The organism is Sphingobacterium sp. E70 (genome assembly GCF_019285695.1).
Lineage (GTDB): Bacteria > Bacteroidota > Bacteroidia > Sphingobacteriales > Sphingobacteriaceae > Sphingobacterium > Sphingobacterium detergens.
In genome coordinates this window covers 2,842,318-2,863,135 of sequence record NZ_CP079104.1, presented here as the reverse complement: position 1 = coordinate 2,863,135, position 20,818 = coordinate 2,842,318, and the positions used below count along the sequence as shown (strand labels likewise).

At 36.9% G+C, this 20,818-nt stretch carries 29 protein-coding genes, 1 tRNA gene and 2 pseudogenes; 23 read left to right on the top strand and 9 right to left on the bottom strand.

The annotated features are described in order from the left end of the window. Positions 1-107 precede the first annotated feature (107 nt). Both KUH03_RS20350 and KUH03_RS20345 read right to left on the bottom strand, forming a co-directional pair. Positions 108-665: a CPBP family intramembrane glutamic endopeptidase gene (locus KUH03_RS20350; protein WP_257096135.1), complete on the bottom strand. Its 558-nt coding sequence runs from the start codon at positions 663-665 to the stop codon at positions 108-110. Between the two features lie 333 nt (positions 666-998). Then, on the bottom strand, positions 999-1,451 hold the full coding sequence (locus tag KUH03_RS20345) for a LytTR family DNA-binding domain-containing protein (protein ID WP_257096133.1): 453 nt from the start codon (positions 1,449-1,451) through the stop codon (positions 999-1,001). 904 nt (positions 1,452-2,355) lie between these two features. Here KUH03_RS20345 and KUH03_RS20340 point away from each other — a divergent pair. The 8 genes and pseudogenes from KUH03_RS20340 (at position 2,356) to KUH03_RS20305 (ending at position 7,275) form a co-directional block, all read left to right on the top strand. Continuing rightward, positions 2,356-2,859: a hypothetical protein gene (locus tag KUH03_RS20340; RefSeq protein ID WP_257096131.1), complete on the top strand. Its 504-nt coding sequence runs from the start codon at positions 2,356-2,358 to the stop codon at positions 2,857-2,859. Between the two features lie 332 nt (positions 2,860-3,191). Beyond that, complete coding sequence (locus tag KUH03_RS20335) at positions 3,192-3,956, top strand: methyltransferase domain-containing protein (protein WP_257096130.1); 765 nt, start codon at positions 3,192-3,194, stop codon at positions 3,954-3,956. 215 nt (positions 3,957-4,171) lie between these two features. Continuing rightward, positions 4,172-4,486, top strand: a complete 315-nt coding sequence (locus tag KUH03_RS20330) for a 7TM-DISM domain-containing protein (protein ID WP_306429773.1) — start codon at positions 4,172-4,174, stop codon at positions 4,484-4,486. Between the two features lie 127 nt (positions 4,487-4,613). Continuing rightward, positions 4,614-4,865, top strand: a pseudogene (locus KUH03_RS20325) (7TM diverse intracellular signaling domain-containing protein); the annotation flags it as partial. Next, the gene (locus KUH03_RS20320; protein ID WP_257097159.1) at positions 4,865-5,749 is read left to right on the top strand and encodes a 7TM diverse intracellular signaling domain-containing protein; all 885 of its coding nucleotides are present in this window, start codon (positions 4,865-4,867) and stop codon (positions 5,747-5,749) included. The pseudogene KUH03_RS20325 and the gene KUH03_RS20320, both read left to right, overlap by 1 nt. A 53-nt stretch (positions 5,750-5,802) precedes the next feature. Beyond that, positions 5,803-6,111 carry a sensor histidine kinase gene (locus KUH03_RS20315; protein ID WP_257096128.1) on the top strand — a complete coding sequence of 103 codons (309 nt, stop codon included), beginning with the start codon at positions 5,803-5,805 and terminating at the stop codon, positions 6,109-6,111. An 80-nt stretch (positions 6,112-6,191) separates the two neighbouring features. Then, complete coding sequence (locus tag KUH03_RS20310) at positions 6,192-7,076, top strand: hybrid sensor histidine kinase/response regulator (RefSeq protein WP_257096123.1); 885 nt, start codon at positions 6,192-6,194, stop codon at positions 7,074-7,076. 82 nt (positions 7,077-7,158) lie between these two features. Next, positions 7,159-7,275 carry an ATP-binding protein gene (locus KUH03_RS20305; protein ID WP_257096122.1) on the top strand — a complete coding sequence of 39 codons (117 nt, stop codon included), beginning with the start codon at positions 7,159-7,161 and terminating at the stop codon, positions 7,273-7,275. Positions 7,276-7,377: 102 nt separating this feature from the next. Here the strand turns inward: KUH03_RS20305 and KUH03_RS20300 are convergent, their stop codons facing one another. Both KUH03_RS20300 and KUH03_RS20295 read right to left on the bottom strand, forming a co-directional pair. Further along, positions 7,378-7,767 (bottom strand): response regulator, encoded by a 390-nt coding sequence (locus KUH03_RS20300; RefSeq protein ID WP_306429668.1) that lies wholly within the window; start codon positions 7,765-7,767, stop codon positions 7,378-7,380. A gap of 103 nt (positions 7,768-7,870) precedes the next feature. Continuing rightward, positions 7,871-8,527 (bottom strand): family 16 glycoside hydrolase, encoded by a 657-nt coding sequence (locus tag KUH03_RS20295; RefSeq protein ID WP_257096117.1) that lies wholly within the window; start codon positions 8,525-8,527, stop codon positions 7,871-7,873. A 125-nt stretch (positions 8,528-8,652) separates the two neighbouring features. On the opposite strand from KUH03_RS20295, the gene KUH03_RS20290 reads away from it, so the two are divergent. Both KUH03_RS20290 and KUH03_RS20285 read left to right on the top strand, forming a co-directional pair. Then, on the top strand, positions 8,653-9,519 hold the full coding sequence (locus KUH03_RS20290) for a hypothetical protein (RefSeq protein WP_257096115.1): 867 nt from the start codon (positions 8,653-8,655) through the stop codon (positions 9,517-9,519). A gap of 80 nt (positions 9,520-9,599) precedes the next feature. After that, positions 9,600-9,896: a hypothetical protein gene (locus tag KUH03_RS20285; RefSeq protein ID WP_257096113.1), complete on the top strand. Its 297-nt coding sequence runs from the start codon at positions 9,600-9,602 to the stop codon at positions 9,894-9,896. A 119-nt stretch (positions 9,897-10,015) separates the two neighbouring features. Here the strand turns inward: KUH03_RS20285 and KUH03_RS20280 are convergent, their stop codons facing one another. From KUH03_RS20280 to KUH03_RS20265, 4 genes and pseudogenes are all read right to left on the bottom strand, one after another. Then, positions 10,016-10,792: a serine hydrolase gene (locus tag KUH03_RS20280; RefSeq protein WP_257096111.1), complete on the bottom strand. Its 777-nt coding sequence runs from the start codon at positions 10,790-10,792 to the stop codon at positions 10,016-10,018. Next, positions 10,789-11,067 (bottom strand): annotated as a pseudogene (locus KUH03_RS20275) (serine hydrolase); the annotation flags it as partial. The pseudogene KUH03_RS20275 and the gene KUH03_RS20280, both read right to left, overlap by 4 nt. Before the next feature lie 29 nt (positions 11,068-11,096). Continuing rightward, positions 11,097-11,378, bottom strand: coding sequence for a serine hydrolase (locus KUH03_RS20270; RefSeq protein WP_257097157.1), 282 nt, complete (start codon positions 11,376-11,378; stop codon positions 11,097-11,099). Continuing rightward, entirely contained in the window at positions 11,375-11,575 is a 201-nt protein-coding gene (locus KUH03_RS20265) for a hypothetical protein (protein WP_257096109.1), read from the bottom strand. Before KUH03_RS20265 ends, KUH03_RS20270 begins: the two co-directional genes overlap by 4 nt. Positions 11,576-11,999: 424 nt before the next feature. Between KUH03_RS20265 and KUH03_RS20260 the strand changes: the two genes are divergently transcribed. After that, a complete protein-coding gene (locus KUH03_RS20260) occupies positions 12,000-12,359 on the top strand; it encodes a hypothetical protein (RefSeq protein WP_257096107.1) in 360 nt (119 codons plus the stop codon). Positions 12,360-12,768: 409 nt separating this feature from the next. Here the strand turns inward: KUH03_RS20260 and KUH03_RS20255 are convergent. Beyond that, a tRNA-Lys gene (locus KUH03_RS20255) sits at positions 12,769-12,841 on the bottom strand. A gap of 220 nt (positions 12,842-13,061) precedes the next feature. Here KUH03_RS20255 and KUH03_RS20250 point away from each other — a divergent pair. From KUH03_RS20250 to KUH03_RS20195, 12 genes are all read left to right on the top strand, one after another. Beyond that, the gene (locus KUH03_RS20250; protein ID WP_257096105.1) at positions 13,062-13,676 is read left to right on the top strand and encodes a hypothetical protein; all 615 of its coding nucleotides are present in this window, start codon (positions 13,062-13,064) and stop codon (positions 13,674-13,676) included. A gap of 26 nt (positions 13,677-13,702) precedes the next feature. Further along, a complete protein-coding gene (locus KUH03_RS20245) occupies positions 13,703-14,194 on the top strand; it encodes a site-specific integrase (protein WP_257096104.1) in 492 nt (163 codons plus the stop codon). Between the two features lie 120 nt (positions 14,195-14,314). Further along, positions 14,315-14,485, top strand: coding sequence for a hypothetical protein (locus KUH03_RS20240; protein WP_257096102.1), 171 nt, complete (start codon positions 14,315-14,317; stop codon positions 14,483-14,485). Continuing rightward, entirely contained in the window at positions 14,482-15,258 is a 777-nt protein-coding gene (locus tag KUH03_RS20235; RefSeq protein ID WP_257096100.1) for a hypothetical protein, read from the top strand. The genes KUH03_RS20240 and KUH03_RS20235 overlap by 4 nt, the downstream gene beginning before the upstream one ends. A gap of 32 nt (positions 15,259-15,290) precedes the next feature. Then, entirely contained in the window at positions 15,291-15,656 is a 366-nt protein-coding gene (locus tag KUH03_RS20230; RefSeq protein ID WP_257096098.1) for a hypothetical protein, read from the top strand. Between the two features lie 41 nt (positions 15,657-15,697). Next, entirely contained in the window at positions 15,698-15,892 is a 195-nt protein-coding gene (locus tag KUH03_RS20225) for a hypothetical protein (RefSeq protein ID WP_257096096.1), read from the top strand. A gap of 57 nt (positions 15,893-15,949) precedes the next feature. Beyond that, positions 15,950-16,258 carry a hypothetical protein gene (locus KUH03_RS20220; protein WP_257096094.1) on the top strand — a complete coding sequence of 103 codons (309 nt, stop codon included), beginning with the start codon at positions 15,950-15,952 and terminating at the stop codon, positions 16,256-16,258. Positions 16,259-16,781: 523 nt separating this feature from the next. Further along, positions 16,782-17,543 (top strand): hypothetical protein, encoded by a 762-nt coding sequence (locus KUH03_RS20215; protein WP_257096092.1) that lies wholly within the window; start codon positions 16,782-16,784, stop codon positions 17,541-17,543. Further along, positions 17,540-17,806: a hypothetical protein gene (locus KUH03_RS20210; RefSeq protein WP_257096090.1), complete on the top strand. Its 267-nt coding sequence runs from the start codon at positions 17,540-17,542 to the stop codon at positions 17,804-17,806. Before KUH03_RS20215 ends, KUH03_RS20210 begins: the two co-directional genes overlap by 4 nt. 393 nt (positions 17,807-18,199) lie before the next feature. Beyond that, complete coding sequence (locus KUH03_RS20205; RefSeq protein ID WP_075990389.1) at positions 18,200-18,667, top strand: RadC family protein; 468 nt, start codon at positions 18,200-18,202, stop codon at positions 18,665-18,667. Between the two features lie 1,285 nt (positions 18,668-19,952). After that, complete coding sequence (locus KUH03_RS20200) at positions 19,953-20,291, top strand: hypothetical protein (RefSeq protein ID WP_257096088.1); 339 nt, start codon at positions 19,953-19,955, stop codon at positions 20,289-20,291. A gap of 10 nt (positions 20,292-20,301) precedes the next feature. Beyond that, positions 20,302-20,625 carry a hypothetical protein gene (locus KUH03_RS20195; protein ID WP_257096086.1) on the top strand — a complete coding sequence of 108 codons (324 nt, stop codon included), beginning with the start codon at positions 20,302-20,304 and terminating at the stop codon, positions 20,623-20,625. Positions 20,626-20,818 lie beyond the last annotated feature (193 nt).

Here is a 20,818-nt window from a genome sequence, read left to right as displayed (position 1 = left end):
TCAGGGTTCTTACCTCCCCGTATAAATATCAAAAAGCCAGCAGCTTTGGTTCATCGTTATTTGAGTAGCGACCATGGCAATTATTGTCTTTTTCATCCAAAATAATTTTAGCTTTTTCGCCAAAGCGTCTTACGATTCACCTGAAGACCACCATGCATTCTTTTTGCTTTAATTACTGTCAATGTGATAACGATCGCGATCGTCAAAAAGCGGAAAATATTTGCGTACCAGTTTCCTGCTGCAGTATCATCGACATTAAAGAGCATCCAAGCCAGATTCATCAGGATATGTAAAGCAATGGGAACCCAGAGATTAAACCTCCATTCCGTATACAACCAGCCAAACAATACCGATCCTAAAAATGTTGTTGTGAAAATGAGCGCCAATTCCACCGGATCCTGACTTTGATATAAATGCAGTAAGGCAAATACGAAAGACGTCGCCAGGATAGCGGGTATAAAACCCAAGCGCGTATAGCGGTAAACAAGACCAAAAAAATAAGCCCTAAAGATAAGCTCTTCAAAAAATCCAGCAGATACAGTATTAATCATCAAAGAATTGAAATCAGGTTCTTTGATCAAGGAAAACTTAAATGCATACCCGATAAACATCGGGAGTGTTGCCAGCGCACCGATAGCTAGCCCCGAAATAAATGATCCATTCAAACCAGATTTAGAAATCAGGGAGTCCTGATCTTTTGGGTGAAGTAAAAGCGCTCCTATGAACAGGGGAGTAAGCTAAGTCCATAGGTTGACATATGACCCAAGGTTCTGTTGTGAAGGAGACTGGTCATTTTGGAATGGACAGAAGCAAATAATAATTGATCCAAACCAAAGTAAACCCCGAAAAACAAAAACAAAACAAATAAATTCAAATTTGTGCGATTCATAACTTTTTGGACAAAACTATAGGACAATCTCAGGACTGAAAAAAATAAGTGGTGGATAGCAAAGATTAGGGACGAATGGCAAACAGCACCTTAGAGTTTATTAAGCCGGTTAATTCACTAAGTAGGGTTTTACCGAATGAAGCATCGAACGGGACACGAAGGCATACTCCTCCATATTTTCAAAACGCAATAGAAACCCTTGCGCATTGCCCTCTTTGCTCAGTATTCTATCGAAGTTAACTAGATATGATCTGTGACAACGGTGGATATTTGCACCTGTCAGCAGCTCGGCTAGCTTCCCCAGCGTAATACGCACGATCTCCTTTTTTACCCTATTACCTTCGTAGAAATAGACTATGCAATAATTATCCATGGATTTGGCAAATATAAAATCCTGTCGACCAAAATATAAAAACTGGCTTCCATTGGCAACACAAACAATAGCGTTGTCATCAGAAGCAACAACATGCTGCTCTGTTAAACCCACCCGAATCGGAGAAGCTGAATTCTGAGACGTGGGATTGGAGATACGCTGTTCAAGTAAGTTCGCTTGTATCGGCAAAACAGCGTCTAGAGAAACAGGATCTGGAAAAACAGGGGTGAGAGACGGAGTTCGGTATAAGCGGTTCAGATAAACCCGTCGGCACCAGAGTGGCGAGTCTCTGAGGCGCAGCGTTCGAGACTGGCACGGTGGGTTTCGTCCGATTTGTATGTATAATTGCTAAAAAATAGATCAGTCCAATGGGCACATAGAGTGATAGGGTATAAAGCCCCATATATAGCAAGTTAATCCATTGCATGGGCACTTGACTAACAACCAAACTATTGTACAGAAAATTCAATATTGAAGCTGATAGATATACCAATAGCATACGTACTAACTCCTTTCGCATAGTCCATTCCTTCCTGTCAGGTAATACAAAAGAAGCCAATAGGTAAGAAAAAGCGAAAATAACCCCATAACCGGCCAATAGTAGGTACTTGCTCGTATCTTCGAAATTGTAAGTGCCAAAAGGCTGAAAAATAATTAAAAAAGGTAACAGGATACTCCCAGCAAAAAAGCATAACTTAGCGACCGCTGGAGTGAAGATATCCCCGAATGACCTGTTGCCCCTGCCTTAACCATAACGTTAAATTGATCATAATCAGCGACAATTTACTAAAATTTCATCATTTCATATTGTATTTTTCATTCGCGCAGAGACTTTCAAGCTAATTATAACAATTACAGCACCCTGTTTTACGAAGCCCATATCCCGAAAAACCCAATTCCATCGAAGATCTGCCATGGCAGACATAACCTACCCATAACAATAGTTTATAAAACGTTGATATAGCAATTATAGCGCTGTTTAAACCTCTTTTTACATAGCCCTTCTCTGAAAGATACTCTTTTTGTAAAAGGCAGATCATAAAGCTGTTTATTTGATAAACCTATAAACAGCTTTGCTTTTTATTGATTAGTTTTGTGTTTCAACGATAAATTAGAGCATTTCGGTGGCATTATTATTCAACGAGGACGTCCGGTAGTTAGACTAAGAGCATTTCGTGCTATCGACGATCCCAAAACCTGTGAACGTTTTATAGAAGGGCATGCCCATGTCTTGACAGCAATAGGTGTCAAGAAAGTTACTTCATCCAAAAATGACTGGATGTATAATCCGGCATCATTCGTCCTTATTGTAGAGTCACTTGATGGTGAGAAGGTATATGGAGGAGTTCGGATACATGCTGCTGGAGGGAGTGAGCCACTACCGATAGAACAGGCTACAGGCGCTATGGACGCACGTATCTACGATTTGGTATACGACTACGCACTTCACGGTACCGGAGAAGGCTGTGGTCTATGGAACTCTCGTGAGATCGCAGGCTATGGCATCGGTAGTATCTTCCTCACAAGGGCGGAGCAGCAATCAGTACACAGATTGGGATCAAATCCCTGTTTGCACTATGTGCTCCATACACAGTAAAACTGGCTGAGAGTGTCGGTTATCGGATAGATACCAGCGTTGGTAACAATGGAACTTTTTACTATCCCAAATTGGATTTATTGGCAACAGTTATGATCATGAGAAATCTGGATACGTTAACCGAAGCCGATCAAGAAAACAAGGAAGCGATATTTTCGCTTCGAAACAATTCAATATTGTCCGGATAGAAACCTTGCGAAATAAAGAGATTGAAATTCACTATCAAATAGACATTCCCAATTTAGATCGTTGGGATCTTGACGAAGTCATAAAAATTTGCAACACACATCGGCAGATCTCAAAGCAGATCATCGTAATCTAAATATTTTGTAATGGATACTAAACACTATGGTGCTAATTATTTACAGGACACCGGAGACTTTCTCAAGCAACTAAAAATACATTCCTATAGCCCTTTCAACATAATCAAAGAAGGGGTTGTTGCCGATCTGGGCTGCGGTACCGGAATGGACGCTGTTAACCTTGCAAATATGTTAGGAAACAATGTACAGGTCGTTGGCGTTGACCATGACGCTGTATTGATCGATCATGCCAAGTCGGGGAGCAAAGGCGTCAGCAACGTCAATTTCGTACAGGGCGAAGTATATCAGCTTGGTTTTGAGAATGAGAGCGTTTCGGGCGTACGGATGGAGCGACTTGTTCAGCATCTGACTGCTCCGCAAAACATGTTTCAGGAGGTCTATCGCATATTACGCAAAGGGCAACCCTTGGTTATTGTAGAAACAATATGGAATAGCCTGACTTTTTATACACAACATGTGGATATAGAGGCTAAAATATGTCATTACTTGACAGAAGATAAAGTCAATAACGGTTGGGCAGGCAACAAACTGACAACGGATCTCCTTGCAAATGGATTTCAACAGGTTCAACTGCAAACATTCAATATGGTAACACGTTCTAGGGAAGAAGCTAGCCGTTATTTATTTTTGGATAAAATACTATTGGAGATGTTTGAAAAGGGTAAATTAAGTCAAGCAGAATACGACGATTTCCAGCTAACACTGAACCAATTGGATGAATCTGGCTGTTTTTTAGTCTCCATGAATTTAGTAATTGCTCAAGCTAAAAAATAGTATCCTAAAGATGAAGCGCTGGTTTTCCTGATCTGCCTTTTTATTTTCGCATGCCTGCCATCACGTGCGCAGCTCACTATTGATCAATCTGGGCAACGGTTGCTGATTGGCCATATGCTCGAGCGCTATACAGGCCCCGAAACCTCAGATTTTTCAACAGTTTCATCATCATCGGCCTTTCAACCGCTAAACAGTGAGGTGCCTAACCTAGGGACATCCCCGATGCCATCTGGTTACGCCTACCTGTTAAAAATAATACCAAACAAGATTTAGATCTTCTTTTAGAGATTGCCTATCCATTATTGGATGAGATTGAATTGTATAGTCCTAATGAGAATGGTACATATCAATCCATTAGACTGGGAGAACACCAAAATTTCTCACTAAGAAAATACAAAGTCCCCAATTACTTATTTGATATTCATCTGCACTGTCAGTCAGAAAAAGTCTTTTTCTCCGTATTAAAAGTGTTGAGCAAATCATATTGCCGATCTACCTCAGTAGCGAACGCAAATTTATGGCGCAGATGAATAACGATAGCCTCCTTAGTGGTATTTATATTGGTATCGTGTTTATTATGGCGATATATAACCTTTTTCTGTTTTTTCTGTCCGGGACAAGGGCTACCTCTATTATGTCCTATATGTTGTTTGTGCAGGGATCACCCAAATGGGTATCAAAGGCTATAGTTTTCAATATTTATGGCCGAACTGGCCCTATTTTGCGACCAAAGGTCCGATTATTTTCGGCTGTTTGTCTGGACTTAGCGCCTTGCTCTTCGCGGGTTCATTTCTCCAATTAGAGAAGAATGCTCCTCGATCAAAACGTATAATCACGATCTTTATCGTATTATTTGCCGTTGGTACCATCCTCGCATTGATCAATCTGACGCAGTTAGCATTTTTGTGATGCAAGTGACCACCGGTATAGGCTCTTTGTTTGTCCTCTATCTATCCTACCGCATCATGATCAGCGGCTATAGCCCAGCGAAATACTTTGTCTATGGCTGGACAGTCCTATTATTGGGATCCGTAGTGTTTTTGTTAAAGGACTATGGAATATTAGACTACAACAATTTTACCAGCAATTCGGTACAGATCGCTTCAGTTATCGAAATGGCTTTACTTTCATTCGGTCTGGCATACAGTATCAATATACTTAAACAGGAAAAAGATGAGTCCCAAAAACGAGAATTGGCTATTTCTTTGGAAAATCAACAACTTATCCGTGAGCAGAATACGGTTTTAGAACAAAAGGTAGATGAGCGAACACATGAACTGAAAGAATCCAATGCATCGCTGCAGACCACGCTGGCACATCTGAAAGAAGCCCAGTCACAGCTTGTTGAAGCTGAAAAAATGGCTTCTTTAGGACAGTTGACTGCAGGAGTAGCCCACGAGATTAACAATCCGATAAACTTTGTCACCTCCAATGTCGCTCCACTGAAGCGCGATATCAAGATGATCTGGGAAACATTGGACGAAGTCGAACGTGTTGCATTTAATACAGACCTTTCCGATAGCGAAAAACAGTTACAGATCAAAAAATTTAAAGATGATTTGGATATCGGATATCTAAAGACCGAAGTCGATTATCTATTGAAAGGAATGGACGAAGGAGCTCATCGAACAGCTGAAATTGTAAAAAGTTTACGTATCTTTTCTCGTATCGACGAAGACACCTTAAAATTTGCGGATATCAATGAAGGTCTAACGTCCACCATGATCATACTTAACAGTTTGATAAACAATTCGATCGAAGTAGAAAAAATCTTGGAAATCTACCAAGAATAGAATGTCATGCCGGAAAACTGAATCAGGTATTTCTGAATATTATCACGAACGCGGTGTATGCCATAGACAAAAAATTCGGCGGCAACAGTGGAGGGAAACTACATATTGAAACGGGGCTTACAGCTGATCAATCCGCTATTTATGTTAAAATAGCAGACAATGGTATTGGTATCCCAGAAAGCATTAGAGACCGAATTTTTGAGCCCTTTTTCACGACAAAAGATGTAGGTGAAGGAACAGGATTAGGTATGTCTATTGCCTATAATACCATTGCAAAACATCATGGTAAGATTATTGTAGAATCAGAAGTAGGGGAGGGAACAGCTTTTACATTACACATTCCCATACAACAAACAAATTGATGCCAAAGTAAACCCGAATAGTTCGATAAATTATCATTAATTTCGTTCATTTTGGGAAGATAAACCAGATTATAAAAATTATGCAGACGGAGATTGAAATATTATATATTGATGATGAAGCAAATAACTTGGTTGGTTTTAAAGCAAATTTTAGATACGACTATGTTATTCATACCGCATCAAATACAGCCGAAGCCGAAAAAATACTTCTTTCCAATCCAGATATCCGTGTGATCTTTTGTGATCAGCGTATGCCTGGGGAATTGGGAATAGATTTTCTCCACCGCATCAAAAAAGATTATCCGAAGCCAATCCGTATTCTATTGACCGCTTATGCTGACATGGATACGGTTATAGATGCGATCAATAAGGGCCATATATTTCGGTTCGTTCGCAAACCCTGGATGGGTGAAGAAATTATCTCTGCGATCGAAGAGGCGAATAAATTTTATGTTGCAAATTCACTATTGGAGACAAAGAACCAAGAATTGCAGAAGGCATACGATGAGCTCGATAAATTTGCCTATAGTGTGAGTCATGATTTACGTGACCCGTTGACAGGTGTACTCTCTGCGGTAAAACTAGGACTAGAATTTAACAGTATAGACCGCATTCACGAGTTGCTTACCTTGATGGATAGTTCATTGGTCAGTCTGGACGCCTACATCGATAGCTTACGGGATTATTACCTCTTGCGAAGAGGCGAACTTATGTTATCTGAAATTAATTTCGATGAGCTTTTTGACAATGTTAGACAGTTCTATAAAATGTACACACAAAATAAGGATGTAACATTTGATATCTGCGTAGAGCAGAAAGAACCATTTCATTGCGATAAAGCCATCCTGGAATTAATCTTGCACAATCTGCTGTCTAATGCTTTCAAATATCAGCAAAAGAGCAGGCAAATCCATTTGTCAAATTATCGGTTGATGTATCTGATCAACAAGCGATCATTGTTGTGAGGGATAATGGTATTGGAATTTCGCCCGAACATATTAGCGATATTTTCAATTATTTTTTAGAGGCAGTGACCAGGCCAAAGGAATGGGATTTGGCTTATACAATGTACAGAACGCTCTGCTTAAGCTACAGGGTTCAATCGATGTGCAATCGGCACCAAATACAGGAACAACATTTACAGTTAGGATACCGAGCAAATAAGGTTTGCTATCCTAAAAAAACAGCATTTTTAGGATAGCAGCTTTTGCCGTAGCATAAACTCCAATTGATCATTGGACGTTTCGAGCTGGGCATTCGTTTCAATTATTTTTGCCGTTCAGTATACACTTCATAAGCACGTTGAATTGTTTCATCGAGCTCCTTCTCACTCCAAGGCTTATTTAGGTAATGAAATATCTTTCCCTTATTAACGGCATCGACCACTGCAGCCATATCGGCATACCCCGTTAAAAGGATGCGCATTGGAGCCGCATCAATTTTTATGACTTCTTCCAAAAATTCTACACCTGTCATTTCAGGCATCCGCTGATCAGTGATAATGATATCAATGGGGTTATTTTTGACAAGTTCTATCGCCTCGGCACCACTGATGGCCGTAAACACCTTATATTTTAATCGAAATGTTGCTTTAAAGGAAAACAGGTTATTCTCCTCATCGTCAACATACAATATCGAAATCTTCTTATTTTTCATAAACTCGTTACCTCCGGTACAAATTTACGGAATAAATCTTCCGGATTAAGTAACAAGAAAGTAGTTTTATGCGATTAGCACTTCTGTCGATAGCCTCATACATTTAATTTTTAGCAGTAATCGTTAGATTTTTAAAGTCCCCGTCCGATGTATGCCCTGTCCAAAATCCCACTTTTCCATCGGTTTTTCCATGTAATGATTGAACCTGAAGTGCTGGGGTAGTATCCGAATTAAAATAAATTTTGATCGTTTGTCCGATTACAACGAGCTTTACATGAAACCAATTGTTAGGGTCCACCACAGATGTTATGGGTGCTTCGTATTTATCGGGAAACTGCTTTCTCAGATAGGGCCAGTCATTTGTTGGTAGCGCAATATACTGCACCGCATGTTTCTTTCTTATCTGATCCTTTGCATAAAAATTAAATGGGCGGAAATATACGGCTTCGTAAGTTGTATCATTAACCCCGTGAAATGCTATTCCCACAAAGCTCTGTTGCAACAGGTCTTTTCCTCTGACATCGAATTCGATATAACCATTTTTAAAAGAACTATCTTTTATCCATGCGATACCAGCATTGGGCCGACCATTCATATGGACGACAGGTGCTCCTGTACTGTCCTTTTCTACGGTCACTGTCCTGTTGACCGGATATAAATTATCCAAAGATAAATTTGTTTTGACGGGCTCCTGTCCTGATGCTAGAGACAGCAAAGAAAAGAGTAAACCCAAGCAGCATGTAATTTTAAATTTAATCATATTGTTAAAAGATTTGATGTTTATATTAGGTATTGCAAAATATACTTTGATAAAGATAGTTCACAATGGATATATCCTGAATTCATAGCTTGTTCAAATTTGTGCAAGTTTAATCGCGATTAAATATGACTGAAAATCAACACCATATCAACAAATGCAAAAAGCTCATCGAAGAAAAAGTCGGGTGGGGAAGTAGCGCAGGTTGGCAATCGCAGGATTTTGATAACCTAAGTGAATTGATTTATAAGGAAACCAATGTTGTCCTCAGCACAAGCACCCTCAAAAGAATCTGGGGAAAGGTACAATACAATAGCAATCCCAATTTAAGCACACTAGATGCTTTAGCCAAATTTTCGGGATTCTCCAATTGGCGCACACTAACATCTTCCATCCCCTTCGCTGATCAAAACAATAAAGAGGAGCTCAAGAGAAGACCTCATGCTAAAATAGTATATGGCTGCCTTATCCTGTTAATATTAACAGGATTTCTGATAGGGATCAATAGATTTCAAGGAAAATCAACGAATGAATTATCCTATCATAAAATCAGCTTTAGTAGTAAACCTGTGACGACAGGGGTACCCAATACTGTCATATTCGAGTACGATGCAAGTCATTCCAATGCAGACAGTGTCTTTATTCAACAAAACTGGGATTCAAAAAGAAGGATAAAAGTCGATAAAAACCGTCATCAACACGCCAGTACCTATTACCGTCCAGGATATTACCGGGCAAAATTGGTCCTCAATGACTCTATTGTCAAAGAGCATGATATTTTTATAGAATCCGAAGATTGGATGGGCTTCGTAACGAAGGAACCTATTCCAATGTATTTGCCCAAGGAAATGATTGATCATGGGGAGTGGCAGGGGCTGAAACAACAGGATATACCACAAAGTACCAATAACTACAATTCTGAAATACCGGAATTTGTATTAACACAGGTTTCAGGGGATGGAATATCGACAGTAAAAATTTCACTCTATCCCTAGCCATTCAGAATACATATCAGCAACTTAATGCTCCATGCCAACAAAGTGGAATAACACTCTTGGGAACGGATGGGATAATTATGATTCCACTCTCCAAACCAGGCTGTGTCGGCGAACTCCAATTGTGGATTGGAGAACAATTATTGGATGGGACCTCCAACAATCTATCTGCTTTTGGAGTTGACTTCTCTTCACCTGTATCAGTCAAATGTGTATCTAAACTGGGGAATATTAAGATAGAACTGAATGACAAACTCGCCTATCAGGGATTGTTTCCTACCGGAATCGGGAAGATTGTTGGTGTCCGAGTTTTCTTTCAGGGGTCTGGACTTATCAAATCATTTGATATCCGTGATACAGCTGTATTACCCCATTAGAACTTAACCAAACACTGAATAGTAATTATACTTAACATCCCTCTTCGTTGCATCTAAATGTAAAATTTGGACAGCTTTAGTTCTATTTCTTAAGCAAACAAATTTTCCTATTCAGTTATTTAGGGTTTACGACGAAGGTCCAGATCTTGAAAATCAAAGCTAAAATCAATATTTGGAGAAATCCCTTTCATTTTGATGCTTTCGGCCTTTCCTTCTTTATTTAAGGTGAAGGTTGCAAGTACATCACAGTTCATGTCCTGATAATCCCATCGGATAGCGAAAATATCTTTCTCATACATATGCATTACACCATTTAATTTGGGAGATCGAACACTGCGGATCCGAAGTTCCTTATCTTTTAGATAGACTTGTACTTCACCAAACCAGCGATCAGAATAGGAACCAATATATTTCTGAATATCAACCTTCTGTTTTTTTAGCGAATCTACCTTCGCCCATACTTTTGTTGTTGCCTCATCATCCTTACCTTTGTTTTGCGCAAGGAAATTGACACCCATGTCGACCCATTTCAGTTCACTTAAGCCTAAATACTTATCCAAAATAGCGTTTATTACAGCATGATTAAGTGCCCCTCCGGAGTGATCTGAATTATTTAGTATAGTAATACCCAAGTTCAGATCTGGCACCAATATCACCTCAGAATGCATTCCTGGTACATATCCAGAATGTGAAACAACCATACAACCATTTTTATCTGTAAGAAACCAACCGAGCCCATAACCTAAGAAATGTGATTTATAGCGTTTTGATTCCTCTGCCCCCAATGGTGTATGAATTGTCCACATCCGTTTGCTATTGGCTGCAGAGAATAAGGTTGAATCTAAATTATGTCCGTATTTTCCTCGATTCAATTGAACAGACATCCACTTGGTCATGTCAGCAACATTTGAGTAGATTCCCCTGCTGCTGCGGATTCACTGTTTTCGAAAAAATTTATCCTTTTCACTTTATTGGCTATCAAACTATGCGGGCTAGCAGTATTCTCATCTTTCAGCATGGACTTTTTATCCACTTTTGAGCGATTCATTCCCAAAGGCATCAAAATACGGTTTTCGACAAACGTTCCAAAAGGTTGTCCGCTCACACGATGGATTACCTCTCCAGCGACAATATAAAGTAAATTATCGTAGTCAAATTGAGTCCGAAATGCGGAAACGGGTTTAAAATATTGAAAAACTTTTACGACATCCTTTGCATCAAAATCTCCCCATCCGGAAAGAACATGAGATCGCCAACACCAAGTCCAAGTCCACTGCGATGAGTCAACAGATCAGCAATATTCATGTTTTCGGTGACATAATCGTTATACATCTTAAACTCCGGAATGTGATCCTTTACTTTATCCTCCAAGGTAATCTTTCCCTCTTCAACCAAAATTGCCAATGCGACCACGGTAAAAGCTTTGGACGTGCTAGCTATCTGAAAGTTAGTATACTCATTAACAAGGAATGGTGCATCTATATCGCGGGTTCCATATCCTTTTGAATGACTACTTTTCCATCTTTGACAATTGCGATGGCTGCACCCGTTACCTCTAACTTGGCCAATGCGGACTTCATAAGCGAGTCTACCTGAAGCGCTGTTACCTGAGCAATGATTTGCATTGATATTCCAAGGTTGATCAATGCCGTAAATAGAAATCGTTTAAAAATCTTCATGTCATATTTAATATGGATACATCCAGTTTACAATATCATGGTCAGTACTCCTTTTTTAGGAGAAATTGCAATATTCTAATTTACATTAATTATGGGTTTATTTATTATCGATCGAGGCTTACTTACGTAGAAAGTAACGGGTTTCTATTCAATTCTCGAATCTTTTTCCAGTTCTTTGGTTTGTTTTGCTGAGAAAGATTTTCCAAAATTGTAACTCTAACTAAGTTTTAGATACCTTGAGGTCAGTTTATTGATAGATTCTATTGAAAGCACATTATTATTCTTTATCGCCATAATTCCAATCAACACCGAAAAGCACTAAAAATTTTACAACTCTTTTCCATAATTATGTAATAGCACAAACCTCTAGTATACTGACCTTTACTACATATAAATTGAACAACATAACCTCCAATAGAAAAAAATGGCCAATTTATTCAATTTTAAGCCGGGTCTAACAGCGACAAAACCAGAAAAGAAGATACACAGCACTGCGATAGTATTTATTTTTATCACCCTCACAATTGATGTCATTGGTTTTGGCCTTATCATACCGGTAATGCCCAAGTTGATTGCAACGCTTAAAAATATTTCCATTAGGCAAGCCAGTCTTTGGGGCGGTTATTTACTTACAGTATATGCCATTATGCAAATTGCTTTTTCACTTCTTATACGAAACCTGAGCGACAAGTACGGTATGCGACCGATAATACTTATTGCACTACTCGGCTTTTTTGCCGATTATATGTTCCCACGATTGGGAAATGAAAAAACGTGTACTTAGGTTTACTTTTGTATGCACTAGGTATGATATTGTTAGCCATTGCTACCCAAAGTTGGATGCTTTATGCTTTTTGATCCCTTATGTACTAGGAACATTGCTTATCCCACTTTACAGTCACTAATATCGGACAGGTACCACCCAACGAACAGGGTGCGCTACAACGTGGACTGAATAGTATTATGAGCCTTGCGGCAATCTTTGGCCCCTGATGATGACGCAGACTTTTTATTATTTCAGCCAGGGCGACGCGCCAATACATTTTCTCGGCACCCCTTTTATTTGGGGGCATTGCTGATGCTGTCCAGCGCGCTATTAGCCTATTATTTTTTGCACTACAGGAAAGGAAGGCGATAATTTTCCAATAAACAAAAAAGCCATCCTACATTTGTAAAACGGCTTTTTTTGACAGTGACCCCGCTGAGGCTCGAACTCAGGACCCACAGATTAAGAGTCTGTTGCTCTACCAACTGAGCTACGAAGTCATTCGATAATCCAAATGTAAGGTTCACCGTAGAAAAGTCAAGTGGAAAAGAATATTTTTTTGACTTTTATGACATTCAAGCGAGATTTTAGTGTTTTATCAAACCTAAAAGGAGCTTCGAATTACCTGATTTGTTACAGCATTATCATAACATTTATTTATTCATATAACAAAGCGTAATAGATAACATCTATTGCGAGAACAGTGCGAGAACAGCACTCATGGATAATGCACAAATTACAATATCTAATCCCGACGATTTAAAGAAGCGTTCGTATATCTATATCAAGATTGGAGACAAAAAATATAAAGAATATACTGGTGTAAAATTGGGTTTGGACATACAGCCAAACTCTTGTTTAACAGTAAAAGAGAGGATTGAAAAATTAAAGGTTCTAGAATATGAATTTAAAAAAGCTATTGAGTTCGGGAAATACCCTATAAACAAATCGCCAACAAAAATTAAAACCATTGAAAACACCTCCTTAAGAGAATTGTTAGATATGGCTATAGAAAATAAGAAGAAGGCAAATTTGTCAAGCAAATATGTCCACCATCTAGAAAAACTAACCAATAAATTAAAAGCATTTCTAACTAGCGAAGAATTAAATGGGAATATAAACGATCTACAACGGTCGAGAATTCAAGAATTCATGAATCAATTTAATTCGAGTGCTTCCAACTATATGATTTCAAGACGTCATATTAAGGCTGTATTTGGAGAAATTGATAAAGACTTTGAATTTAACACTTCCATTGTTAATAGGACAGATCGAAGAAAGGCAACCCTAAGCTTCATAAAATTTATTCAGAAGATCAATTACCAAAAGTCCTAGAGTTTCTAAAGAGAAATCATACAGATTTGTATCTATGTTGTCTAATCAGTTATGGTTGCTTACTACGACCCCATAATGAAATTAGATTGCTCAAACGCCACCATTTCAAGAATAATGTTACTGAAATACACCTCTCGGGTAATGAGAATAAAGGGAAAAAGATTAGAATAGTACCAATACCGAATTATGTAAGGGAGTTATTGATAAATCGATTAGAAAATCTATCCCATGATGATAATCTCTTTACTGGGGCACCTGATGCCAATAATCCCTACTATTTTAGCACCGCTTGGACTAGAATGTTCAAACTAATGGAGAAAGAAGCAATTATCGAGAAGAACCAAACGATCTACTCATTCCGCCATACAGCTTCTGTAAACGTTTATAAGAAAACTAAAGACCTTCATATACTCCAACAGCTATTAGGACATTCAGATATGATTGTAACGCTTAAATACCTGCGTGGATTAGGTGTTCATAATGCGAATGAATTGAAACACGTGATGCCAGAATTATAATGAGAATTTGAGAATTCATTTTGTTAATTATACCCCTCTAATAAAATGAGTTCTCATTTTCTGTTATCATTCCGATGGTAAATCCAATGGCTTTTATATTTTTGGGTCATGATAGAAGAAATGCCATTCAATATAGATATTAAACTTAATCCATTTCGTTTAAAACAGTGTTACCAAAATGATTATAACACCAAAGACTGGACAGATAACCAACATTTTGCGTTCGAGGTATCTCCTTTGGGGCATATAGACGAAAATGGGGAAAATTCTGGCATGATGACTACTCAATGATCTATGACCTATCTTCAATGCTTTTAAATGAAGAATACGAAAATCTTGATCAATATCATAAAGAGATGATTTTAGCCCTCATCTTTGAAAGCCTATGTCTCATTAATACATATCTTGATTATGAGTGGGAATTGCATTACAAGCTACTGGATAATAAAGAGAGTGATGGAATGAACCATCAAGAATTGGTTAATTGGGAGATTGCAGATGTTGAGGAAATTGTAAAACTGTTGCGAATCCGAGAAAATATCAATCGGAGTGAAATATCCATCAAGCACAGGGACGAAAGAGGAAACTTAATCTCACAGGATAATATTCTTGTTGATCCAGAGAGTTCAAAAGAAATATTGGATAAATTAATTGATGATAGATATTCAAAATTTGACGATAGAATAAAGGGACGTTATAATACGAATTTCATCACTTCCAATTCTATTCTAAGCGTGGCAATTAATGAGGGCCTAGAATACGAATTCACATTGAAATATTTTGTCAGACTGCATGAGCAGATGTCTACTTATAAAATAAGCAAGAATAAATCCGCTAGGAGAATCTTTAGCAGTCTTGTTGCCAAATCTCTCATGAAATTCTTAGATATTTTAATTGTTGAAGCTGAACCCAAGGTTGCCCCTATGATGAAACAAAAGCATCTATATATCTTTTCTGCTATGCGCTTTTTTGGTATGATTCCAATTGATTCACCCAAGCTCATACCTCCATCCGGCAATTATTCGGAAAAGGAGGACTTTATCAAAGATTTGCTGAAAATGTAAATTCCGCCAATATTTTTTCAACCTTATTTTCAATGGGGGTGATCTTTAAAAACGAAAAGATTGCCCCCTATTTCGTTGTTTGCACCTTTGTATTGTCCGAAAGGGATAACACAAAAACAATAAGGCGCCAAGTGTTGATGTGGGAACGAACTGGGTTGACAGAGAAAAAACAAGTTAAAAGAATTCTGAACATGAATATAGTTCAATTAAAATTGAAAAATGCCTCCGTGGAGCAAAAACCACTATTCACTGGTAAAACAAAGAAAACTAGTGCGAAGAATGTGAAATATATACTATCGAATAATAATGTTTTTATTGAAAATCATGAATACTTTGGTGTCTTTACAAAAAGTATTTTAGAGAATTCCATAAAGCACTTACTAATCAACAGCGACTAGAGTTTTGGCTTTTCATTAATAATCTTACAAATGGGATAAAGATGAAAATCTCGGAAGTGCGATTTACACCAAAAGAACGGATTTCTTTTGTTGAAGTGACAACGACTCATGAAGGCAAAGATGTTAAATTCGAAATGTTCTATTTCCGTGGACTACATAAACTATTAAGCTTTGCGTCCTTTGTAAAGTATGACCTAAACCTAAAAGAGCTAATGATTATAGCTACACAAAAATAATTCTTTTCCTAAGCAGGGGGTCTTCCCCTGCTTACCCAAATATTTTCAATAGATATCATGCAAAACGAACCAAAATATATACAAAAGGGACAATTTTTACAGCATATAATGGCTGAAATCCCAACTAATACGATTCTTTTAAAAAATATTACAGGTATTGGTGCAACATATTTAGAGCTAATCTGCGAGCGCAATTCAATTATTATTGAACCTTATGTTCCAGTAATACAAGGAAAATTACTCAAACACAAAAATTGTTTTGGAGTTTACGAAGGTATAACGACCAACAGCATAATCAAATACCTTTCAAAGAACAAAAAACCTAACAAGAAGATTATCACAACACCAGAATCGTTCAAAAGGTAATTGACGCATTTAGTAAATTAAATATTGATTTCCTTAATGACTATTTTATCCTCTTTGATGAATTCGAAAAAATGGCCTCAGATGTCGATTTTAGAGAAATGATCACATACCCAATGGAATTATTTTTTAAATTCAAGGAAAAGCTCTAGTTAGCGCAACAGGGTATATGCCTATCGATCCTAGATTTCAACAACATAATTTTAAAGTCTGGAATGTAATCCCAACATATCAAATTGCAAAGAATATGAAATTGATTACCACTAACTCTGTTTTCGATGCATTTAAGAAACATTTAGATACTTTAAGAAACAGAAAAGTATTCATCTTTTTTAATAGTCCTACAAACATCTCAGATTTTATAAAAACATTAAATATTGAAAAAGAGTCGGCAATCTTCACATCCGTCGAAGAAGTCAATGATTTTTATGACAAAAGAAAAATATAAATCCTGCTCATCTTGGCCATCAATTGCTTGAGAAAAATTACAAAAATATAATTTTTAACATCAAGATATTTTTGCGCATTGGATATAGATATTAACGAGGAAGTTGATGTTGTAATTCTTAGCGATATTGTAAATGCTCCTCATACAAAAATAAATCCAGCAACGGATGCTATTCAAATTGTCGGAAGATTTAGAAAACGAAAGGTCGTAAAGTCATTTACCATAATTTCGAATATTGATCCGAGGTTAAAACACAAAAGTAAAGAGGAATCTATTGCATATTTAAGTGCTTGCAATGCTGTTGTACAATTTCTTATAGGGCTAAAAAAATCCTCTTCCGACCCACATACTGCAGAAGTCATCAACAGTATTATACAGATGTCTGGTCATAAATTATTTATTAACCAAGATTGTTCTCCGAACTACTTTATGTGGGATAATTTTATAGAAGAAAATATAGTAAACTCTTATTATAGATCATCTGATTCGCTTTTTAATGCATATAAATCTGTTTGTATTCTAGACACAGATATCAAATATTTTAATGTTGAACAAGAAAAATATTTAGTTATCAATAAATCAGAACAATTAGACAGAATTAAAACAGCACTTAGTTTTCAAGAGAAACTAGATCAAATTATTATTTTACTCAATAATATTCAAGAAACTAAGAAAAGAAATTATGAAGGCCAGTATATTATAATTGACGATTCAGATAATCTTAGCAAAATGATTCGAGAAAAACACCCTGAAATTTACGATGTATATTATGATGAAGGAGAAAAAGGACTCAGAAAAATTGCTAAAAGTCAGTTAGCCTTAAAAAGCACCATGCCTTGAACTATGGAAAAGATACTTTAGAAAATTTCCCTCTTATCAAAGCACTATATACTAAATTTGACGTTGGTAAAAGCTATAAGAAACAAGAGTTTTTAGACCAATTTATTAAAATCACACGTAATCATAATTCTGATATTAAAAGAAATATTCATGGCGTAAAATCTTTCTTCCAAATAACTGAATCTAAGCCTAGAATCAATGGTGTTCAAATTGAACACATAAAAATAACGTCATTCGTCTATGATATAAATACCAAAAATTGACCTATTAAAAATATGCCCCAAGTCTTTGAGGACGGGGCTATTTTTAATAGAAGACAGGTGTCTTGAAAATGGGTAATATAATAACCTGATCCCATCCGAAAAATATTTCTTTTTCAATTAGAGGGAATTTCTAGTCTAGAAAAGTCATCCGTTTTATTTCACTATATATCAAATAATTATACCTAACTGTTTTTTTATACACGCCGTAAACACCTATATATCTACCTTTTATAAACGCCCCTCTCTAATAGAATAAGGCACTGTCTAGCAAATTGTCCGAAGTTAATGTACAGCCATTGAATCTAATATATGTGTTTTACGCACTACAGGTGTAAATGATCATCCCCGACGTCAACCTACTTGGAAATCATTTATTAAAAACACAATCAAACCATGAAAAATCTACTAAATGTTTCAGAAATTCGGGTCGAGTTCGTTCCCGAATTTAAAATATCAGAATGTCCATTAATTACCAACTCACAGCAAGCTTATAAAATATTGATGCAGGTCTGGGACAGATCAGTTATGAGCTTTCTGGAAGAGTTTAAGGTTATCTTGCTTAACAATGCGAACAAAGTATTGGGAATTATAGACCTAGCAAGAGGAGGTAAGGATTTCGTTCCAGTGGACATGAAAGTTATATTTTCTATTGCCCTGAAAGCATCTGCTTCTAAAATAATACTGGCACACAATCATCCATCGGAGCAATTACAACCAAGTTCTGCCGATAGAGCAATCACAAAGAAAGCAATTGAAGCAGGCAAGTTCTTAGATATCGAAATCTGCGACCATCTGATAGTAACGCCTGACAAATACCTCAGTTTAAAAGATGAAGGATATTTTGACATTGATAATCAATAATTATTTATCTTTGTATTGTATTAAAATATTGAAGAAATAAAGCGTTAGCTTGAAGTTCTTGTGAAAGAGAAAACCTAGGAAATTTTCAATTGCACAACAAGAGCGGATAAGGTGACGTTCTACGCTATATATAAGCGTGGGACGTGCCTATCTGTTTGTTTGTGCAGGGTTCTCCTAGGTACCTCTCTCAGCAATCAGCTCTAGGTTACGTCCCACGCTTTTTTATTATTAACCCATCGAATCGGGACTTTCGATCCAAACACATATTGAACTTATGAAAAGGTTATTAACGCTATGCGGGGTTATTCTACTGCTTGCATTGTCCTCTTGCGCTTCCAAAGTATACTATACCATTGGGATGAGTGAAAATGATTTCCTAAAACAGAATAGAAAAAAAGGTTACAAGCATCAAACATACTCGTAACTACACCATTTATCTGCAAGGAGATGGATATCAAGGTTCGTGGTATTTCTATTTTATCAATGGTGTTCTAGATGAAGTTAATCAAGGCCGACGAAGTTCTGACTTTATCATTGAAAACCGTTAGTAAACTCGAATCGGTAACATGCATATAATAATATTATTGATCGTTTTCGCATCGGTTTTCCTATTCTTCAAATCACAAAAGACGTTAGATGAACCAAGGAACATCATTGTATTAATAATTCTTGGATTTTGTCTTCTCATATCAATTATATCACAATTTGTACAATAATGGCTATCTCATATAAATCACAAGACGAAGGAGTTCATAATGGATGGAAATACAATATTTCCTTAGACTGGAAAGACGATCTTGTTATAAGTATATCTCCATCATATTTTATTCAACTACCTCCGCAGGGTTCACCAAATTACGAGACAATTTCTGTGTTGAGGAACAAGATGATTAATATCAACATGGATAACACGCACAGGTTTACGAAGAAAATTAGGTTTCTAGGAATTTTTTCATCACCAGTTCCACAAACGCACAAAGGTCATGAATTTGCTAGGGAATACATCGATTCCAAATTGGGCAGATTTAATTTCGACCAAGTGTATAGAGCGATACTGGACGACCTTAAAAATACACTTAGTCAATAAATAGCCTTTTCATTTATTGGAAGGCTATTTTATTCCAAGCTTATGGCAGTTTATCAATCTGAAATTGTTTACTACAACAGAAGTTGCTTTTGGTCGATATATCAAGAGGACATAACAACGTCTGCAATTGCTGAAAATATAAAGGAATATTATCCAAATGTAAGTACTAGATGCTGGAAGAGATTCACCGCCACTTGGGTGATTGAAGGTCAACAACTCAATATCTTCAAATTAAGTGGTATTATCAATTATTCTGATTTCAATAATTGTTCTCCTACAAATCAAGATGAGATTATAGATATTGATTTATCACATTGTCTGAATAACTGCAGGATGCATGCTGACTGGTATACTGGCGACGTTCATTTGGTTAGAACTCGATCTCAAATAGAGGACCTAAATAAAGAACGCATTAAGGTCTATATCTTGACCTTTGTTAACGGTCAATTGATAAACGAAGAAATCCGAGTGACAAGAGGTAAGAAGTCTCTTATTACACGTCTATTTGATAAATTCCGTTTTACATTGGCCAATTAAAATAACAGATATGACAGCACAAACACCCGAAGAATTCATTTATAAAGGAAAAAGGTATCAAAGTCTCTATGCTGAACCATTGGATCAATATTTACAAAAACAAAATTTTGAATTTCAACCCATAGCATCTAGTTGTTGGAGGGGTTATAGTGGATTATGGGTTATATCAGACAATAAGCTATTTCTAACTCATTTTTCTGGAGCGATCAGAATTTATCAAACTGAAAAAATGAATTCAGTCCTGACAGATCTTACGAAATCAAAAATATTAGCCTTAATTATCTATTTCCAAATCAGCAGAATGTTTTTGCTAAATGGTTTTCAGGGGAGATAAAATTGGTAAAGCGTATAAAGCTCTCTGGTGATAATTATCACGACACAGTGTACAAAAACCTGATCCAGTTAACCTTTGAAAAGGGTATTATTGTTAACGAAGAGATAAGGGAAAATAAACGATCTTTTTTTTTTCGAAGTGGTTTTACTTTTAATAAGACAATAACTGAAACATCCTACATTTACCTTTATAA

Excerpts from the sequence above, each read along its gene's own strand:
- KUH03_RS20225 (WP_257096096.1), top strand. The coding sequence starts at position 15,698 with ATGAAAATCTCGGAAGTGCGATTTACACCAAAAGAACGGATTTCTTTT.
- KUH03_RS20310 (WP_257096123.1), top strand. The coding sequence starts at position 6,192 with ATGCAGACGGAGATTGAAATATTATATATTGATGATGAAGCAAATAAC.
- KUH03_RS20295 (WP_257096117.1), bottom strand. The coding sequence starts at position 8,527 with ATGATTAAATTTAAAATTACATGCTGCTTGGGTTTACTCTTTTCTTTG.
- KUH03_RS20265 (WP_257096109.1), bottom strand. The coding sequence starts at position 11,575 with ATGAAGATTTTTAAACGATTTCTATTTACGGCATTGATCAACCTTGGA.
- KUH03_RS20220 (WP_257096094.1), top strand. The coding sequence starts at position 15,950 with ATGCAAAACGAACCAAAATATATACAAAAGGGACAATTTTTACAGCAT.
- KUH03_RS20335 (WP_257096130.1), top strand. The coding sequence starts at position 3,192 with ATGGATACTAAACACTATGGTGCTAATTATTTACAGGACACCGGAGAC.
- KUH03_RS20305 (WP_257096122.1), top strand. The coding sequence starts at position 7,159 with ATGGGATTTGGCTTATACAATGTACAGAACGCTCTGCTTAAGCTACAG.
- KUH03_RS20250 (WP_257096105.1), top strand. The coding sequence starts at position 13,062 with ATGGATAATGCACAAATTACAATATCTAATCCCGACGATTTAAAGAAG.
- KUH03_RS20320 (WP_257097159.1), top strand. The coding sequence starts at position 4,865 with ATGCAAGTGACCACCGGTATAGGCTCTTTGTTTGTCCTCTATCTATCC.
- KUH03_RS20290 (WP_257096115.1), top strand. The coding sequence starts at position 8,653 with ATGACTGAAAATCAACACCATATCAACAAATGCAAAAAGCTCATCGAA.
- KUH03_RS20205 (WP_075990389.1), top strand. The coding sequence starts at position 18,200 with ATGAAAAATCTACTAAATGTTTCAGAAATTCGGGTCGAGTTCGTTCCC.
- KUH03_RS20280 (WP_257096111.1), bottom strand. The coding sequence starts at position 10,792 with ATGACCAAGTGGATGTCTGTTCAATTGAATCGAGGAAAATACGGACAT.
- KUH03_RS20285 (WP_257096113.1), top strand. The coding sequence starts at position 9,600 with ATGATTCCACTCTCCAAACCAGGCTGTGTCGGCGAACTCCAATTGTGG.
- KUH03_RS20300 (WP_306429668.1), bottom strand. The coding sequence starts at position 7,767 with ATGAAAAATAAGAAGATTTCGATATTGTATGTTGACGATGAGGAGAAT.
- KUH03_RS20230 (WP_257096098.1), top strand. The coding sequence starts at position 15,291 with ATGGGGGTGATCTTTAAAAACGAAAAGATTGCCCCCTATTTCGTTGTT.
- KUH03_RS20235 (WP_257096100.1), top strand. The coding sequence starts at position 14,482 with ATGATCTATGACCTATCTTCAATGCTTTTAAATGAAGAATACGAAAAT.
- KUH03_RS20195 (WP_257096086.1), top strand. The coding sequence starts at position 20,302 with ATGACAGCACAAACACCCGAAGAATTCATTTATAAAGGAAAAAGGTAT.
- KUH03_RS20240 (WP_257096102.1), top strand. The coding sequence starts at position 14,315 with ATGCCATTCAATATAGATATTAAACTTAATCCATTTCGTTTAAAACAG.
- KUH03_RS20260 (WP_257096107.1), top strand. The coding sequence starts at position 12,000 with ATGGCCAATTTATTCAATTTTAAGCCGGGTCTAACAGCGACAAAACCA.